At 66.7% G+C, this 15,085-nt stretch carries 15 protein-coding genes; 8 read left to right on the top strand and 7 right to left on the bottom strand.

Annotated elements, in window-relative coordinates:
• Position 1: 1 nt before the first annotated feature.
• On the bottom strand, positions 2-1,555 hold the full coding sequence (locus ACFQNJ_RS03925) for a bifunctional aminoglycoside phosphotransferase/ATP-binding protein (protein WP_382253962.1): 1,554 nt from the start codon (positions 1,553-1,555) through the stop codon (positions 2-4).
• Positions 1,556-1,598: 43 nt separating this feature from the next.
• On the opposite strand from ACFQNJ_RS03925, the gene ACFQNJ_RS03930 reads away from it, so the two are divergent.
• Positions 1,599-3,146: an AMP-binding protein gene (locus ACFQNJ_RS03930; protein ID WP_382253963.1), complete on the top strand. Its 1,548-nt coding sequence runs from the start codon at positions 1,599-1,601 to the stop codon at positions 3,144-3,146.
• A 33-nt stretch (positions 3,147-3,179) separates the two neighbouring features.
• Positions 3,180-3,383, top strand: a complete 204-nt coding sequence (locus ACFQNJ_RS03935; RefSeq protein ID WP_382253965.1) for a putative motility protein — start codon at positions 3,180-3,182, stop codon at positions 3,381-3,383.
• An 11-nt stretch (positions 3,384-3,394) separates the two neighbouring features.
• Here the strand turns inward: ACFQNJ_RS03935 and ACFQNJ_RS03940 are convergent, their stop codons facing one another.
• Together ACFQNJ_RS03940 and ACFQNJ_RS03945 are read right to left on the bottom strand one after the other, a co-directional pair.
• Positions 3,395-4,888, bottom strand: coding sequence for an MFS transporter (locus ACFQNJ_RS03940; protein ID WP_382253967.1), 1,494 nt, complete (start codon positions 4,886-4,888; stop codon positions 3,395-3,397).
• Entirely contained in the window at positions 4,857-5,207 is a 351-nt protein-coding gene (locus ACFQNJ_RS03945) for an antibiotic biosynthesis monooxygenase family protein (RefSeq protein ID WP_382253969.1), read from the bottom strand. Before ACFQNJ_RS03945 ends, ACFQNJ_RS03940 begins: the two co-directional genes overlap by 32 nt.
• Before the next feature lie 247 nt (positions 5,208-5,454).
• Here ACFQNJ_RS03945 and ACFQNJ_RS03950 point away from each other — a divergent pair, with 247 nt between their 5' ends.
• From ACFQNJ_RS03950 to ACFQNJ_RS03960, 3 genes are all read left to right on the top strand, one after another.
• Positions 5,455-6,321, top strand: coding sequence for an alpha/beta hydrolase family protein (locus tag ACFQNJ_RS03950; protein WP_382253970.1), 867 nt, complete (start codon positions 5,455-5,457; stop codon positions 6,319-6,321).
• 63 nt (positions 6,322-6,384) lie between these two features.
• A complete protein-coding gene (locus ACFQNJ_RS03955; RefSeq protein ID WP_382253971.1) occupies positions 6,385-7,095 on the top strand; it encodes a hypothetical protein in 711 nt (236 codons plus the stop codon).
• Positions 7,096-7,140: 45 nt separating this feature from the next.
• Positions 7,141-7,980, top strand: coding sequence for a helix-turn-helix transcriptional regulator (locus ACFQNJ_RS03960; RefSeq protein WP_382253972.1), 840 nt, complete (start codon positions 7,141-7,143; stop codon positions 7,978-7,980).
• 15 nt (positions 7,981-7,995) lie between these two features.
• Here ACFQNJ_RS03960 and ACFQNJ_RS03965 read toward each other — a convergent pair whose 3' ends face one another.
• From ACFQNJ_RS03965 to ACFQNJ_RS03975, 3 genes are all read right to left on the bottom strand, one after another.
• Entirely contained in the window at positions 7,996-8,493 is a 498-nt protein-coding gene (locus ACFQNJ_RS03965; protein WP_382253974.1) for a bacteriohemerythrin, read from the bottom strand.
• 106 nt (positions 8,494-8,599) lie between these two features.
• The gene (locus ACFQNJ_RS03970) at positions 8,600-9,742 is read right to left on the bottom strand and encodes an HDOD domain-containing protein (protein ID WP_382253975.1); all 1,143 of its coding nucleotides are present in this window, start codon (positions 9,740-9,742) and stop codon (positions 8,600-8,602) included.
• 133 nt (positions 9,743-9,875) lie between these two features.
• Positions 9,876-10,508, bottom strand: a complete 633-nt coding sequence (locus ACFQNJ_RS03975) for a helix-turn-helix domain-containing protein (RefSeq protein ID WP_382253977.1) — start codon at positions 10,506-10,508, stop codon at positions 9,876-9,878.
• A 77-nt stretch (positions 10,509-10,585) separates the two neighbouring features.
• Here ACFQNJ_RS03975 and ACFQNJ_RS03980 point away from each other — a divergent pair, with 77 nt between their 5' ends.
• Positions 10,586-11,653: a threonine aldolase family protein gene (locus tag ACFQNJ_RS03980; RefSeq protein WP_382253979.1), complete on the top strand. Its 1,068-nt coding sequence runs from the start codon at positions 10,586-10,588 to the stop codon at positions 11,651-11,653.
• Positions 11,654-11,669: 16 nt separating this feature from the next.
• Here the strand turns inward: ACFQNJ_RS03980 and argH are convergent, their stop codons facing one another.
• Positions 11,670-13,103 (bottom strand): argininosuccinate lyase, encoded by a 1,434-nt coding sequence (argH, locus tag ACFQNJ_RS03985; protein ID WP_382253980.1) that lies wholly within the window; start codon positions 13,101-13,103, stop codon positions 11,670-11,672.
• A gap of 124 nt (positions 13,104-13,227) precedes the next feature.
• On the opposite strand from argH, the gene ACFQNJ_RS03990 reads away from it, so the two are divergent.
• Together ACFQNJ_RS03990 and ACFQNJ_RS03995 are read left to right on the top strand one after the other, a co-directional pair.
• Positions 13,228-14,289, top strand: coding sequence for a sensor histidine kinase (locus ACFQNJ_RS03990; RefSeq protein WP_382253982.1), 1,062 nt, complete (start codon positions 13,228-13,230; stop codon positions 14,287-14,289).
• 33 nt (positions 14,290-14,322) lie between these two features.
• A complete protein-coding gene (locus ACFQNJ_RS03995) occupies positions 14,323-15,072 on the top strand; it encodes a LytR/AlgR family response regulator transcription factor (protein WP_382253984.1) in 750 nt (249 codons plus the stop codon).
• Positions 15,073-15,085: the final 13 nt, after the last annotated feature.

Genomic DNA, 15,085 nt, shown 5'->3' on the forward strand with positions numbered 1-15,085 from the left:
GTCAGCCCAAGGGCAGGACGAACGATCTTTCAGTGGGCGTGAGCGGCTCCAGCCAGCCGAATTGCTGCTCCAGCACCGCGAGCGTGGCTTCCGACGCATCACCGCCCCGCGCCTGGCGTTCACGGATGCGGCGCCTGAGCTCGTCGGGCGGGGCTTCGCAGGCCAGGATGTGGAAGGGGCATCTTGCCTGTGTGGCCAGTTCGGCGAAGGCCTGGCGTTCACGCTGGCGCAGAAACGCGGCATCGACCAGCACCGTCCAGCCCTGGTCCAGCAGGGCACGGCTGCGTGAAAGCAGCGACGCATAGGTATCACCGTGCGCCTGTGGCGAATACAGGCCCGTGTTCAGGCCCGACCCGCTGGCTGCCAGGGCGGCCAGGCCGTGCAGGCGTTTTCGCTCCACGTCCGATCGCAGGCGGATAGCCCGTCCGCCGGTGTGGGCGGCCAGCCAGCGGGTGGATGCCCAGGTTTTGCCGCTGCCCGAGAGGCCATGCGTGATGACCAGACACGGCGAGGGGCGGTGTAGGGGCAACTCCGCCAGCTGGCTGGCCAGTTGAAGGTAGGTGCGCACCTCCTGCAAGGCTGAGGAGGCCTGGTCCACGGATGTCCGCAGCTGGGTCCACCGGATGCCCGCCACCTTGGCGCGCACCAGGGCACGGTAGACCGCAAAGAACGGCAGCAGGGATGGTGCCGTCACATCCCCGCTGACGTCGAGCCATTCGCTCAGCAGCACGTGGGCCAGACCTGCCTGGCCGATGCGCCACAGGTCCATCCAGGTGAAGGCGATGTCGCTGGCCACGTCGATCCAGCGCAGGGCGTCGTTGAACTCGATGGCGTCGAACGGGATGACTTCATCGCCCATGCGCACCAGATTGGCCAGGTGCAGATCGCCATGGCCCTCGCGCACACGGCCATCGGTGCGCCGTTGCTGCAACAGCGGTGTCAGCTGTCCGATGTGTGCCTCGGTCCAGTGCGACAGCGAATTGACCATGCGCAGGTCGGTGTCGTCGGTCACCGTCAGGCGCAGGGAGGCGAGGTTGTCGCGCGCAAACGCCGCCACGTCGTCGGGTGTGCCCCACGGGCTGTCGGGGCCAGCCACGGCGGCGCTGGCCTGGAATCCCGCCAGGTGCCTTGCCAGGGCCTGCATCATGCCGGGAGTCAGCTCGCCACGGTCGGCCACGTGATCCAGCCGGACGGCCTCGGGAAACCGGCGCATCTGCACCGCCCAGTCGATGGCCTGAGATGGGTCACCGCCAATCACCGGATGGGTCGGGGTCCCGGTGATGGCTTGTGCGCACAGGTAGATCCTTGATGCCGGATCGGCTGGCGCGAAACGGCTGTTGACGCGCAGTTCGGCCTCGCAGGCGGTGTGGCGCTTGTCCAGCGTCGAGAAGTCCATGAAAGGCAGGGCCACCGGCTTCTTGATCTTGTAGGCGCGGTTGCCGGCCAGCAGCACCCAGGCGCCGTGGGTCTGCATCAGCTCGACCTGGTCCACCTTGTGCGGATAGCGGCTGGGGTCCATCAAGGCAGTGATCAAGGGCGGGACATCGGGCAGCATGACTTGACTGTATCGTGTCGGCGGAGAATCAGGAGACACTGTTGTGAACCTCGCCCATCTGCTGCAGCGCAAGGCGCTGGAACATCCCGATGCGACCGCCATTTTCAGTGGCGCACGGGCCGTCGCCTCCCACGCCCAATGGGCGCAGCGATCCGCCCGTCTTGGCGCGCGCCTGCGTGCGGCTGGACTGCAGCCCGGCGAGCGCGTGGTGCTGTTCATGCGCAACCATCCGCGCTATCTGGAGCTGCTGTTCGGGGCCTGGTGGGCCGGGCTGGTGGTGGTGCCGGTCAACGCCAAGCTGCATATCAGGGAGGTGCAGTGGATCGTGGAGAACGCCGACGCGCGCCGGGCCTTCGTCACCTCGGACATCGTACCCGACCCGCGGGAACTCACCGGGCTGGACGGCGTGATGGACGTGGACAGCGCCGAGTGCGACGCGTGGATCAACGAAGGAGACGGGCTGCCCGACATCGAAGAACGCACCCCCGACGACACCGCGTGGCTGTTCTACACCAGCGGTACCACGGGCCGTCCCAAGGGCGTGATGATCACGCACCGCAACCTGCTCACCATGGGCCTGGGCTACTTCAACGACGTCGATCACGTTGCCGCGCAGGATGCCATCGCCTACGCGGCACCCATGTCGCACGGCGCCGGCATCTACGCCATTCCGCACCTCATGGCCGGTGCGCGGCACGTGGTGCCCGCCTCGGGCAGCTTCGACGCGGCCGAGCTGTTCGGGCTGGGCCGCCAGCTTGGCCCGCTTTCCCTGTTCGCGGCCCCCACCATCGTCAAGCGCATCGTCGACGAGGCCGAGGCGCAGGGCCTCACGCCCGAGCAGTGTGGCCAGAGCTTCAAGACCATCGTCTACGGCGGCGCGCCCATGTACGCCGCCGACATCCGCCGCGCGCTGCGCACCATGGGCCCGCGCTTCGTGCAGATCTACGGCCAGGGCGAAAGCCCCATGACCGGCACCGCCCTCAGCCGCGCCCACCTGGCCGACACCGCGCATCCGCGGTTTGAGGCGCGTATCGCCTCCGTCGGCGTGGCGCAGACCCCCGTGCGCATCCGCGTCGCGGGGCCCGACGGCCAATCACTGCCCGCGGGCGAGGTGGGTGAAGTGCTGATCCAGGGCGACAGCGTCATGGCCGGCTACTGGCGCAACCCCGAGGCCACGCAGGCCGCTATCCGCAATGGCTGGCTGTGGACCGGCGACATGGGCGCGCTGGACGCTGACGGGTTCCTCACCCTCAAGGACCGCAGCAAGGACCTGATCATCAGTGGCGGCAGCAACATCTACCCGCGCGAGGTGGAAGAGGTGCTGCTGCACGCGCCCGGCGTGGCCGAAGTGGCGGTGGTCGGCGCGCCCGACCCCGAGTGGGGCGAGATCGTCGTGGCCTTCGTGGTGCCACAGCCCGGTGCGGCGCTGGACGCCAAGACGCTTGACGCCTTCTGCCTGGACCAGATCGCCCGCTTCAAGCGGCCCAAGCGGTATGAGCTGGTTGAAGTGCTGCCGAAGAACAACTACGGGAAGGTGTTGAAGACGGTGTTGAGGGGGCGGGTTCAAGCCAGCCCTGGTGCTTGCCGATAAAGACTCAACCACCAGAGAGAATTGAACATGGACATGTCCGTTTCCCCCGCCCTTGTCGCTGACCGTGTGGCCCAGATGCGCCAGGGCGCGGTGGAGCAGCAGGTTCAGATTCATGTGCTCAAGGAGGCCATGCAGACGCAGGCTTCGGCGGCAGCCACGCTGCTCAATGCGGTGGCGGGCGATTTGCCGCTGGCGAGCACTGGCCCCACGGGGACACAGGTCAACACGATGGTTTGACCGTCCTCGGGCTATGTCCGCCTGAGCATCCTGGCCGCCAGCACGCTGGCCAGCAACACCAGCACCGCGCCGGTCAGCGCCGTGAGCTGTAGCGCATCGGTGAAGGCGGCCTGTGCCGCGACGATCAGCCGTTTGCCCGAATCGCCCGGCATGTGCTCGGCCACCTTGAGTGCGCCGCCCAGCGTCGTCAAGGCTTCAGGCGGCAGGTTGGCTACCCCGGCCTGCGCCAGTTGTTGGCGGTAGATCAGCGTGCCTGCGCTGCCGAACAGGGCAATGCCCAGCGCGCCGCTGAATTCGGCGCTGGTCTCGGCGATGGACGAGGCCGCGCCCGCACGCTCCGGTGGCGCGGCGGTGATGATCTGCTCGGTCCCGATGGCAAACACCGGTGCCATGCCCAGGCTGACGACGATCATGCCAGCTACCAGCATCCACAGGGCCCAGGAGCCATCGGCGCCCACCATGGCCAGCATGCCCAGTGAGGCGGCTGCCAGGCACCAGACCATGACCCGTCCGGGGCCAAACCGGGCGGCCAGCCGGGGTGCCAGCACCATCGAACCCACCACAAAGCCCAGTGCCCAGGGCACGGTGGCCCAGCCGGCCTGCAGCGGCGAGAGCATCAACACCATCTGCAGGTACTGCGCGATGAAGATGTAGATGCCGAACATGGCCAGGCACGACAGGGCGTAGGCCATGATCGCGGTGCGGAAGGTGGGAATGGCAAACAGCCGCAGGTCCAGCAAAGGGTAGTCGATCTGGCCCTGCCGCCGCAGGAAGAGTGCGCCGATGGCCATGCCCGCGGCCAGCAAGGCCAGCCGGGGCAGGCTGGGGCCGTGTTCGGCCATGACCTTGATGGCGTAGATCATGCTCAGCACGGCCGAAAGCGACAGGACCACGCTGGCCGGGTCGACACGGCCGGCGTGTTCGTCGCGGAACTCCGGCAGCAGCCGAGGGCCCAGGACCAGCAGCAACAGCATCACGGGGACGGCGGGCAGGAACACCGATCCCCACCAGAAGTGCTCCAGCAGCCAGCCGCCCACCAGTGGGCCGATGGCGCTGCCCACCGAAAACGCGGTGATCCAGACCCCGATGGCGAACTGGCGCTGCGTCTCGTCGTGGAACATGTTGCGAATCAGCGAGAGCGTTGATGGGGCCAGCGTGGCACCGGCCACACCCAGCAGCGCGCGAAGGGCGATGAGCTCGGCCGGTGTGCGGGCAAAGGCCGCCAGCACCGAGGCCACGGCGAAGAACGCAGCTCCGATCAGCAACAGGCGCCGTCGCCCGATGCGATCGCCCAGCGTGCCCATGGTGATGAGAAAGCCGGCCACCAGGAAGCCATAGACGTCGATGATCCAGAGCAGTTCCGAGGCGCTGGGCGAGAGTGCCCGGCTCAGCGCCGGCACGGCCAGGTTCAGCACCGTCAGGTCCATGGCATAGACCAGGCAGGGCAGGGCGATGACCGCCAGGCCCCACCATTCACGTGCCGTGGCTTTGGGGTGCGTTGTCATCCGGGCTTGTCCGCTGCGAATGGCCATAGGCGCGCTCGACCCGCGCCACACGCAGGCTGTAGTGCGCGTACCAGCGCTCGCGGCCCAGGGTCTGTGCCATCAGGTGTTCGGTCTGCTGCTTCCAGGCCGCAATGTCGGCCTCGGTGGCCCAGTAGGACACGGTGATGCCGAAGCCGTCGGCGCCGCGTGCGCTCTCTACCCCCAGGAAACCGGGTTGCTGGCGGGCCAGTTCCACCATTCGGTCGGCCATGGCGGCATAGCCCTGATCGCCCTCGGTCCGCTGGGAAGAGAAGATGACGGCGTAGCAGGGTGATTGCATGGTGGAAATCGATCAGGTCGATAGGGCGTACAGACGAGGCTGTGGCGCATTGTGCACCGCAGCGGGGGCATTGCATCGCTGTCGCATGGGTGACGAGGGGTGGGATGCGGGTTGCGCACCACATCAACTCGGTACAAGCGCAAGGCGGGCCGCTTACCTAGCATGAATTGGCCACGTCACGGGCCTTGTCCGGCCGCCGGGCAGGCGTGATGTCAGGCATCCACCCATCCAACGAGGAGACCTACCCATGAACACCCGCGTTGCACGACGCTGCGCCACCCTGCTCAGCCCCTTGGTCTTGCTGGCACCCTTGATGAGCCTGGGGGTCGCCCAGGCCCAAACCAGCCCCCCCACATCAGAATCGCTCAATGCGCGATCGGGCCCGCTGAGCATCGCCAGCGAAAACGTCTCCCGTCTGGCGGCGCGGGGATTCGGTGGGGGCACGATCTACTATCCGCGCACCAGCGGACGCTACGGACTCATTGCCATCAGCCCCGGATTCACTGCGACCGAAGGCAGTGTTGCCTGGATCGGCGAGAAGCTGGCGTCTCACGGATTCGTGGCGATCGTGATCAATACCAACACCACGCTGGATCAACCGTCGGGCCGGGCGCGGCAGCTCAGGGCCGCGCTCGACCACGCGGTCAATCGGGCCAGCAGCACGGTGCGCAGCCGCATTGACCCGACCCGTCAGGCGGTTGCGGGGCACTCCATGGGTGGCGGTGGTTCGCTGATCGCTGCCGAGGAGGACCCGTCCCTCAAGGCGGCGTTCCCGCTCACACCCTGGAACACCAGCAGCAGCTTCACGCGCGTGCGCGTGCCCAGCATGATCTTCGGTGCCGACGGTGACACGATCGCGCCGGTGGCCGTGCACGCACGCCCCTTCTATGCGAGCCTTCCCCAAGGCACGTCCAAGGCCTATGCCGAACTTCAGGGGGCGTCCCACTTTGCGCCCAACGTGCGCAATGAAGCCATCGGACGCTATGGTGTGGCCTGGATGAAGCGCTTCATGGACGGTGACACGCGCTACTCCACCTTCCTGTGCGGGGCTGAACACGACCGCTACAACACCTCCGTGCGTTTCGACCGGTACCAGAACAACTGCCCTTACTGAGGTCCCATGGCTATCCATGACCTTTCTTCTCGCCGACGGGCGGATGGGGTAAGCCAGCCCCGGATGACGGGCGACAGGTCCGCGCCGGGACATGGCTGGTGGCTGGTGGCCGCAGTGATCGGCACCCTGGCCACGTTGGTGTGGTGGCTGGCCGGGCAGACGCCGCCGGCGAGTCCGGATGCCGCTTCGGGACCAGTATTTCCGGCAGGGGCTGGCGGCCGCACTGCCCCCAGCCCCTGGCTCAACCCCAATCTCGGCATCGACGAGGACGAGCCGGTGTTGCCGTCTCCCACGCCTGCCGTCCCGGCACCGGTGATGGCAGCGTCGCCTGCCGACAAGGTGTTTGCCGTGGATCAGGCCGGCAACCTGGTGCTGGATGAGCCGATGCGCCTGCGGCTGGAGAACCTGGTGGTGCTCTCTCCAGAGGATCAGCTGTCCGCCAGGGTGGAAGCCCAGGTGGCACACCTGCCGCCCAAAGCAGCCGCTGCAGCGAGAGAGCTGGTCTCCCGCTATGAGGGGTACATGTCGGCGCAAAAGCTGTCCTCATCCTCGGTGCAGGCGCCACTGCTGCCGCAGGAAGGGTTGGCCGAGCTGGCCGAGTTGCGTGCGCTGCGGCAGAGCTACTTTGGTCAGGCGGCGGCGCAGCGCCTCTTCGGAAAGGAAGAGCAAGTGGTGCAACGGCTGCTGGAGCTGATGATGGATGATCCGGTGCCGGATGCACCCATGGCCGAAAAGGCCCTGCGTGCGCAAGCGCGCTACGATGAGGAGCGATAGCCATTGCCGTGAAATGCGGGCGACGGTTCGCCGGGAGGCTTCAGCATGGGACGACTCGACGATGGAAGCGACTTCACTGCGCAGCCCATCTGGCTGCCGCCTGGTGCGCGGGGCAGACTCATGGGAGACACGTTCTGTTTTGCCTCCACAGGTCTGATCAGCCGCGCTTGCCGGCATTCGGTCACCCTTGTGCAGGCCCTTGAACCGGACAAGCCATTGAGGGTCGGGACGGCGCAGGGATTGGTTGAGGGACAGCTCATTCTGGTGCCCCCGCAGACCGAGCGCACCTTGAACGCCGAGCACTCGCCGTTTCTGATGGTGGACGTGGAGCCTATTCACATCGACTACCGGGTGCTCGCCGGTGTGAGTGGGCGGGTCGGCACCCTCGATCACCTGGCCTTCGACGCGCTGCGACAGGTGGGTCAGGGGTTCCTGCATGATGGCCTGCACGGGCGCGAGCTGGATCATGCGGTTCGCGAGGCACTGTCACAGCTGACAGGTCACTTTCCGCGGCCACCTGCACTGGATCCCCGGGTGCGCTGGATGATGACGGAGATCCAGAGCGATCCGGGCCGTCCGTTGACCGATCTGGCAGCCGAACTCGATCTGTCGGTGGAGCACGCGTCCCGGCTGTTCTCCAGCCAGGCCGGATTGCCTCTGCGGACGTACTGTCTGTCCAGCAAGATCCGGCTGGCCGCCCGCTACCTGGGAAGGGGGCGTTCGTTGACGGAGGTGGCCCAGATGGCCGGGTTTGCCGACTCCGCGCATTTCGCCAAGGTGTGGACCCGCTGCTATGGGGCGCCACCGTCGGTGTACTTTCCGGTGGACCGGATGCAGGTCGATCATTCGGCGTTGCCCAGGTGGATCCAGCCACCCAGGTACTGAGCGCTCAGCAGGCGTTCAGCTGCAGCTGACGCTGCCGCAACCGCTCATGGTGGCCGGACGCACCTTGCCCGGGTCTGCCAGGGTTTCGGTACGGGAGTCGAAGCCGACATCCTTCATGTGCAAGGCCAGGCCTGCGTCCATGGTGGCGGCATGCTGCGGAAACCACTCCACCAGCGCTTCGGCCAGGCGGTTGATGATGTCGGTGTCACCCTTCTCGAAGTGCTCGACCACCGCATTCATGGTCTCGAGGATGGTGGCGTGGTGGCTCGCGTGGCAGTTGTCCGCCGCAAAGCCGGTGGCCACCATCCAGCGTTCCTCCTGTGCGAAGTGCTCGACCGTGTGGTCGATGAAGCGCTTGTACAGGGCCAGCTGCTCGTGCTCCGGTGTGGCCAGCAGCTCGTTGAGCATCTCCACGAATTCCTCGTGGGTGTCGTCCATGCGGGCATCGCCCGTCTGGAGCTGGGGTGCCCAGGTCAGGCCCTGGGTGGTGTCGGCGGTGGTGGGGTTTTCCATGGCGGCAATTCTGGAGTCGTCGCGGTGCAGAAGGCTTGACCGATGTCAACAGCCATCGATCACCATGCTCCCGGGTCCAGCATGTTACCGCCGACGTTGCCTGCGGTCAGGCGGGCGTCTCGCGCCCCAGCAGCTGGTCCACGGCCGCACCCATTTCCGGGGTGTGCAAGGCCGCGTCCAGTCGCGCCAAGGGCGGCAGGGCCAGGTAGCTGCGCAGGTGGTGGGCATCGTCGGCCTCATCCATCGCGGGCTGGTATTGGTCCAAGGATTCCATTCTGCCGTTGGCCAGGCATTCGCCCAACCTGGCACACAGGTAACCAAGAGCCATCATGGGCGCCCGCTCTGGCCGCGCCTTGGCGGCTGGCGTGACCAGCACCCGCCCGATGCCCGCCACGTCCTCGACCAGCGAGGCGGGCAGGCCCCAGTGCCGCATCATCAGCGCACCGGTCTCCACGGCGCTGATGCCGATCAGTTCCTGTTCCAGGCGCGCCCTGCCCAGGCGGTCGGCGGCCAGCCATTCGGTCAGCCGGCCAGCGGGCAGCATCGAGGCCATGGCCAGCTGGCCGACAAAGCTCAGCACCACCTGGGTGGACAGCGACCCCTGTTCGGACCAGTGCAGGGCCTTGCCCAGACGCACAGCCAGTTCGCTGGCGCAGGCGCTGGCCTTCCAGATGCGGTCAAAGGCCTGTTGCGCCTCGGCCAGCTTGGGCTTGAAGGCCTCGGCCAGCATGTACTGCAGGCAGATGTTGCGCACGCTGTTGATGCCCAGGAAGGTCACGGCCTGCCCCAGGCTGGCCACCGGCTGGCGCAGGCCGTACATCGGGGAGTTGACGGCGGAGAGCACTTTGGCCGCGATGATGGGCTCGGCCATGATGAGCTGACTCAGTTCGGCCGAACCGGCGCGCGCCAGAAAGTCGGGTGACAGCAGTTGCTGCATCGATTGGGGCGGGCGCGGAATGCCCCGGATGGTTTGCAGCAGCTGCTCGCGCCGCTGTTGCGGGAGTGCGGCGTCCGTGATCCACTGGAATGCCGCCAGGGCGGGAGGTATCGGCGCGGCGGGGGGCGGGACCGGCGACGGTGATGCCGTCACGGGGGGCATCTGCGGCGCGCTGCGCTGGATGGGCGCGGCGGCGCCGCTCACGGGGGCGGTTCTTTTGCCGGGCGCCGTTGGGCTGGCCGGGCGCCGGGCGAACCACCAGACGGCGGCCACGGCGAAGACAGCGGCAATCCAGAGCATCAATACAGTCACGGGAGTCCTCCAGGCATGGCCGCGACTTCTGAGGGCGGCACGGTTGTGATGCCTATGGCATCGGCAACGGCCGCCGGATCTTGATTCCGTCCGGCTTGGCCCTGCCGCCGTCTGTCCGAAGCCGGTGCGGTGTTCAGCCCTGTCGGTGGTGCGGGCGTGTGGCCAACGCGTCGGTCAAGTGTTCCACCACCAGCACCGCCTTGGCGAGGGTCTTGCCCGGGTTGCGGATGCTGTGCTGCACATCGGCGGGGTAGCGTGCGCTGTCACCTGCCTTGAGGGTCTGGTCGCTGTCTGCGGCCTGCACGCACAGAACGCCGCTGAGCACCGACAGGTGTTCGCGCGCGCCCGCGTCATGGGCTTCCGAGGCCAGCACACCGCCGGGTTCGACGGTGAGTTCGTACCACTCCACCTGTCCCGCCAGCGCAATCGGGCCCAGGATGCGCAGCGAACATTTTCCGTCGATGCTGGCCGTCACGGGGATCGCATGGGCAGCCACCCGCTCAACCATGGGTGAGGCCTTGGCGGTCTGGCCAGGCGCCAGCAGGTCGGTCAGCTCGATGCCCAGCGCACTGGACAGTCGCCAGAGCACGGCCACGGTGGGGTTGGCCTGGTTGCGCTCCACCTCGGACAGCATCGACTTGGAGACCCCCGCGCGACGGGACAGCTCGTCGAGCGAGAACTTCTGGGCTTTGCGGACTTCCTGCAGCCGCGAGCCCACCGCCGGAGGACCGTCAGAGAGCGGGGTATTGAAGGGCGCTTGCGTCATGGTTGATTTGATCGTTAAAATGAACAAAAGTTCGATATATCGAAATTGTTCGTCGATTCATTCTATCCCGTTCAGTCATGTCCACCGCCAGTCCTACCCCTAACGAGCAGCCCGGCCACTTCCTGCAATTTGCCAGCGACAACACCTCTGGCATCTGCCCCGAAGCCATGCAGGCACTGGTGGCGGCCGATGTGGGGTTTGCGGCGTCCTACGGCAACGACCATGCCACCCAGCAGGCCTGTGATCGCATCCGCGAGCTGTTCGAAGCCGATGCGGAGGTGTTCTTCGTGTTCAATGGGACGGCCGCCAACTCCATTGCCCTGGCATCGTTGTGCCAGTCGTATCAGGCGGTGATCTGCAGCGACACCGCCCACGTGGAGACCGACGAATGCGGAGCGCCCGAGTTTTTCTCCAACGGGTCCAAGCTGCTGTCGGCCCCGCACCGGCAGGGCAAGCTGACATCGGCCGGCGTGCTGGAGGTCATCACCCGGCGCACCGATGTCCACTACCCGCGCCCCAAGGTGGTCACGCTGACCCAGTCGACCGAGATGGGCACGCTTTACCAGAAGGGCGAGATCAGTGGCATCAGCCGGGTGGCGCAGGAGCACGGGCTGAAAGTCCATATGGACGGCGCCCGCTTTGCCAACGCGGTGGCGGCGCTGGGTGTGGCACCAGCCGACATCACCTGGCGCGCCGGTGTCGATGTGCTGTGTTTCGGCGGCACCAAGATGGGGTTACCGATCGGTGAAGCCATCGTCTTCTTTGACCGCCGTCTGGGCGAGGAGTTTGCCTACCGCTGCAAGCAGGCCGGGCAGTTGGCCTCCAAGATGCGCTATCTCTCGGCGCCCTGGCTGGCCATGCTGACCGATGGGGTTTGGCTGCGTCATGCCGGGCACGCCAATGCCATGGCTCATCGCCTGTCCGAGAAAGTGGCGGCCATCGCGGGGGCGGAACTCCTGCTGCCCACCGAGGCCAACGGGGTCTTTGTCAATCTGCCCGAGGCGGCCCTCACCCGCCTGAAGGCCATGGGCTGGACCTTCTACACCTTCATTGGCGGTGGTGCCCGTTTCATGTGCTCATGGGCCACGACCGAGGCGGCCGTGGATCACCTGGTGCGTGACATGGACCGGGCGCTGGGGGGCTGACGCCCCAGCCTGCCACTCAGCCCAGACGGGCGCGGTGGCGGGCGATCTGTGACTTCACCTGGGCCGGCGCGGTGCCGCCCAGGGTGTTGCGGGCGTTGAGGCTGCCGCGCAGGCTCAGGCACTCGTAGACGTCTTTCTCGATCGACGCATTGAAGCCCTGCAGCACGGCCAGCGGCAGTTCGGACAGGTCGCAGTTGTGGCTGGTGGCGGCCTTGACGGCGTGGGCCACGGTCTCATGCGCGTCGCGGAAGGGCAGGCCCTTCTTGACCAGGTAGTCGGCCAGGTCGGTGGCCGTGGCGTAGCCCTTGTTGGCGGCGGCCTCCATGGCGGGCGCGTTGACGGTGATGCCGCCTTCCTTGGCGCCGGTGGCCGGGTTGAGCTGGCCGCCCACCATCTCGCAGAAGATGCGCAGGGTGTCCTTGAGCGTGTCGACCGTGTCGAACAACGGCTCCTTGTCTTCCTGGTTGTCCTTGTTGTAGGCCAGCGGCTGGCCCTTCATCAGGGTGATCAGGCCCATCAGGTGGCCGACCACGCGGCCGGTCTTGCCACGCGCCAGTTCGGGCACGTCGGGGTTCTTCTTTTGCGGCATGATGGAACTGCCGGTGGTGAAGCGGTCAGCGATCTTCACGAAGCCAAAGTTCTGGCTCATCCACAGGATCAGCTCTTCGCTGAAACGGCTGATGTGCACCATGCACAGGCTGGCGGCGGCGGTGAACTCGATGGCGAAGTCGCGGTCGCTCACGCCATCCAGGCTGTTCTGGCACACGCCTTCCATACCCAGGGTCCTGGCCACGCGCTCACGATCGAGCGGGTAGGTGGTGCCGGCCAGTGCGGCGCTGCCCAGCGGCAGGCGGTTGGTGCGGCGGCGCACGTCGGCCATGCGCTCGGCGTCGCGGCTGAACATCTCCACGTAGGCCAGCAGGTGGTGCGCAAAGCTCACCGGCTGCGCCACCTGCAGGTGCGTGAAGCCGGGCAGGATGACGTCCACGTTCTGCTCGGCCACGTCCACCAGGGCTACCTGCAGCTCCTTGAGCAGGTCCGAGATCAGGTCGATCTCGTCGCGCAGCCACAGGCGCACGTCGGTGGCCACCTGGTCGTTGCGGCTGCGGCCTGTGTGCAGGCGCTTGCCAGCGTCGCCCACCAGCTGGGTCAGGCGGGCCTCGATGTTCAGGTGCACGTCTTCCAGGTCCAGCTTCCACTCGAAGGTGCCGGCCTCGATTTCCGAGCGGATCTGCGCCATGCCACGCTGGATGTCGGCCAGGTCCTTGGCGCCGATGATGCCTTGCGCCGCCAGCATCTCCGCGTGAGCGAGGCTGCCGGTGATGTCGGCCAGCCACAGTCGCTTGTCAAAAAAGACACTGGCGGTGTATCGCTTGACCAATTCACTCATCGGCTCCGAGAATAGGGCGGACCAGGCTTCGGATTTCTTGTCGAGTTGGTTGGTGGACATGGTGCTAGCCAGCGACAGGCGGGATTGGGAGGAGCGGTCGGCAATACCTTGACGACGCGCAGGAGGGAAAAGGCTGCCGGATGAATCCGGGGTCGGATTCCGGCGCCAGCAGCCAAAGATCTCTATGAAGGATTCCCGGATTTTATCGAGCTTCCTGGACCTGCAGTCCGGACGATCCCGGACCGGGCCAGCCGAATTGCCGGAGCCGGCCCGCATGCGGCCCTATGTGTTCGACACCTGCCAGCCCGGTGTCGTGCTGCGCGCTGTCGTGTTCGTGCAGGCCATTGTCCTGGTGGCGTCGCTCTTCGAGACCTCGGGCTGGATGGCCTGGCTGCTGCACGCCGCGACCCTGACCGGGGCGGCGTTGCCTGGACTGCTGGTCTGGCTGCTGTCGGTCTGCCTGCTCAAACGGCTGCTGGACCGCTTGCCGCACCGCGCCCAGTGGCTGGTCAGCCTGTCCCTGGGTATCGTGGCTGGGCTGTATGGCTGCGGCTTGCTGGCCTGGATCGGTCTGGTGTCGCCCGCGCCTTGGGTGGCCAGCGCCGCCAGCGGCGCGCTGCTGGCGGCCATGCTGACCTGGTCGCTGTTCTGGCGTGCGCGCGCCAGGATGCCCGCTAGTGCCGCGGCGCGCCTGGCCGAGTTGCAGGCCCGCATCCGTCCTCATTTCCTGTTCAACACCCTCAACAGTGCGATCGCTCTGGTGCGTGATGAACCCGCCAAGGCAGAGCGCCTGCTGGAGGACCTCAGTGAACTGTTCCGCCACGCCCTGGCCGACGCCAAGGAAGCCGTCACCCTGCGCCAGGAGCTGGATCTGGCCCGCCACTACCTGGCCATCGAGCAAATCCGGTTCGGGGAACGGCTGCGCATTGAATGGAACATCGACGATACCGCGTCTCGTGCGAAACTCCCGCCATTGATCCTGCAGCCTCTGGTGGAGAATGCGATCAAGCACGGGGTGGAACCCAGCCCGAGCGGAGCCACGGTCCGCATCAGCACCAAGCGGCGTGGCGACATGGTGGTGATCAAGGTGACCAACACCGTGCCAGCCGGTACGGGTGCCAAGGGAAACGGACTGGCGCTGGACAACGTCCGCCAGCGCTTGAGTTTGCTGCATGATCTGGAGGGGAGGTTCCAGAGTGCGCTGGTCAATGGGGTGTTTCAGGCGCGACTGGAAATCCCCTTCTGAGAGGTTCACACGCATGACCGTACGGAGCATCGCATGACACTGAAGGTCCTGATCGTTGACGACGAGGCGCTGGCGCGCTCGCGGCTGCGCACGCTGCTGTCCGAATGCAGCGACCCCCGCACCGAGGTGGTGGGGGAGGCTGGCAACGCGGTTCAGGCCATGCAGCACATCCAGCGCTTGCCGTGCGATGTCGTCCTGCTTGACATTCACATGCCCGGCGTCGACGGCATGGCGCTGGCCGCCCAGTTGCGCGAAATGTCCTCGGCCCCTTCCGTGATTTTCGTGACAGCTCATGCCGAACATGCGGTTCGCGCCTTTGAACTCGAAGCCATCGACTACCTCACCAAGCCGGTGCGCAGGGAACGGCTGGAGCAGGCGCTGCAGAAGGTGCAACGCCTACGGCAGACCGCCGATTCCGCCTCCTCTGCAGACGCGCCCGGTGCCAACGACTGTCTGATCATCCAGGAGCGCGGGCGCAGCGAGCGGGTGGCCTTGGCCGATGTGATCTTCCTCAAGGCCGAGCTCAAGTACATCACCGTGCGCACGGCCGACAAGGAGTACATCTACGACGGCGCCCTGAGCGATCTGGAGTCCCGCTACCCGCACCTGTTCGTGCGGGTGCACCGCAATGCCCTGGTGGCGCGCCGCTGTGTGCGCGCGGTGGAGAAGCACAACGATCCGGTCGAGGGCGAGGGCTGGACCGTGCGCCTGGATGGCGTGGACGACCGGCTGGCGGTGTCCCGACGTCAGCTGGCCTCGGTGCGAGAAGCCCTGATGGGCTGACCCGGACCGCCGG

The organism is Hydrogenophaga bisanensis (assembly GCF_042665135.1).
In the GTDB taxonomy this organism is placed as follows: Bacteria; Pseudomonadota; Gammaproteobacteria; order Burkholderiales; family Burkholderiaceae_C; genus Hydrogenophaga; species Hydrogenophaga bisanensis.

What these genes read in the sequence shown, in the direction of transcription:
- ACFQNJ_RS03935 (WP_382253965.1), top strand. Translation starts at nt 3,180, where the DNA reads ATGTCCGTTTCCCCCGCCCTTGTCGCTGACCGTGTGGCCCAGATGCGC.
- ACFQNJ_RS03955 (WP_382253971.1), top strand. Translation starts at nt 6,385, where the DNA reads ATGACGGGCGACAGGTCCGCGCCGGGACATGGCTGGTGGCTGGTGGCC.
- ACFQNJ_RS03965 (WP_382253974.1), bottom strand. Translation starts at nt 8,493, where the DNA reads ATGGAAAACCCCACCACCGCCGACACCACCCAGGGCCTGACCTGGGCA.
- ACFQNJ_RS03960 (WP_382253972.1), top strand. Translation starts at nt 7,141, where the DNA reads ATGGGACGACTCGACGATGGAAGCGACTTCACTGCGCAGCCCATCTGG.
- ACFQNJ_RS03925 (WP_382253962.1), bottom strand. Translation starts at nt 1,555, where the DNA reads ATGCTGCCCGATGTCCCGCCCTTGATCACTGCCTTGATGGACCCCAGC.
- ACFQNJ_RS03975 (WP_382253977.1), bottom strand. Translation starts at nt 10,508, where the DNA reads ATGACGCAAGCGCCCTTCAATACCCCGCTCTCTGACGGTCCTCCGGCG.
- ACFQNJ_RS03980 (WP_382253979.1), top strand. Translation starts at nt 10,586, where the DNA reads ATGTCCACCGCCAGTCCTACCCCTAACGAGCAGCCCGGCCACTTCCTG.
- ACFQNJ_RS03950 (WP_382253970.1), top strand. Translation starts at nt 5,455, where the DNA reads ATGAACACCCGCGTTGCACGACGCTGCGCCACCCTGCTCAGCCCCTTG.
- ACFQNJ_RS03945 (WP_382253969.1), bottom strand. Translation starts at nt 5,207, where the DNA reads ATGCAATCACCCTGCTACGCCGTCATCTTCTCTTCCCAGCGGACCGAG.
- argH (WP_382253980.1), bottom strand. Translation starts at nt 13,103, where the DNA reads ATGTCCACCAACCAACTCGACAAGAAATCCGAAGCCTGGTCCGCCCTA.
- ACFQNJ_RS03990 (WP_382253982.1), top strand. Translation starts at nt 13,228, where the DNA reads ATGAAGGATTCCCGGATTTTATCGAGCTTCCTGGACCTGCAGTCCGGA.
- ACFQNJ_RS03940 (WP_382253967.1), bottom strand. Translation starts at nt 4,888, where the DNA reads ATGACAACGCACCCCAAAGCCACGGCACGTGAATGGTGGGGCCTGGCG.
- ACFQNJ_RS03995 (WP_382253984.1), top strand. Translation starts at nt 14,323, where the DNA reads ATGACACTGAAGGTCCTGATCGTTGACGACGAGGCGCTGGCGCGCTCG.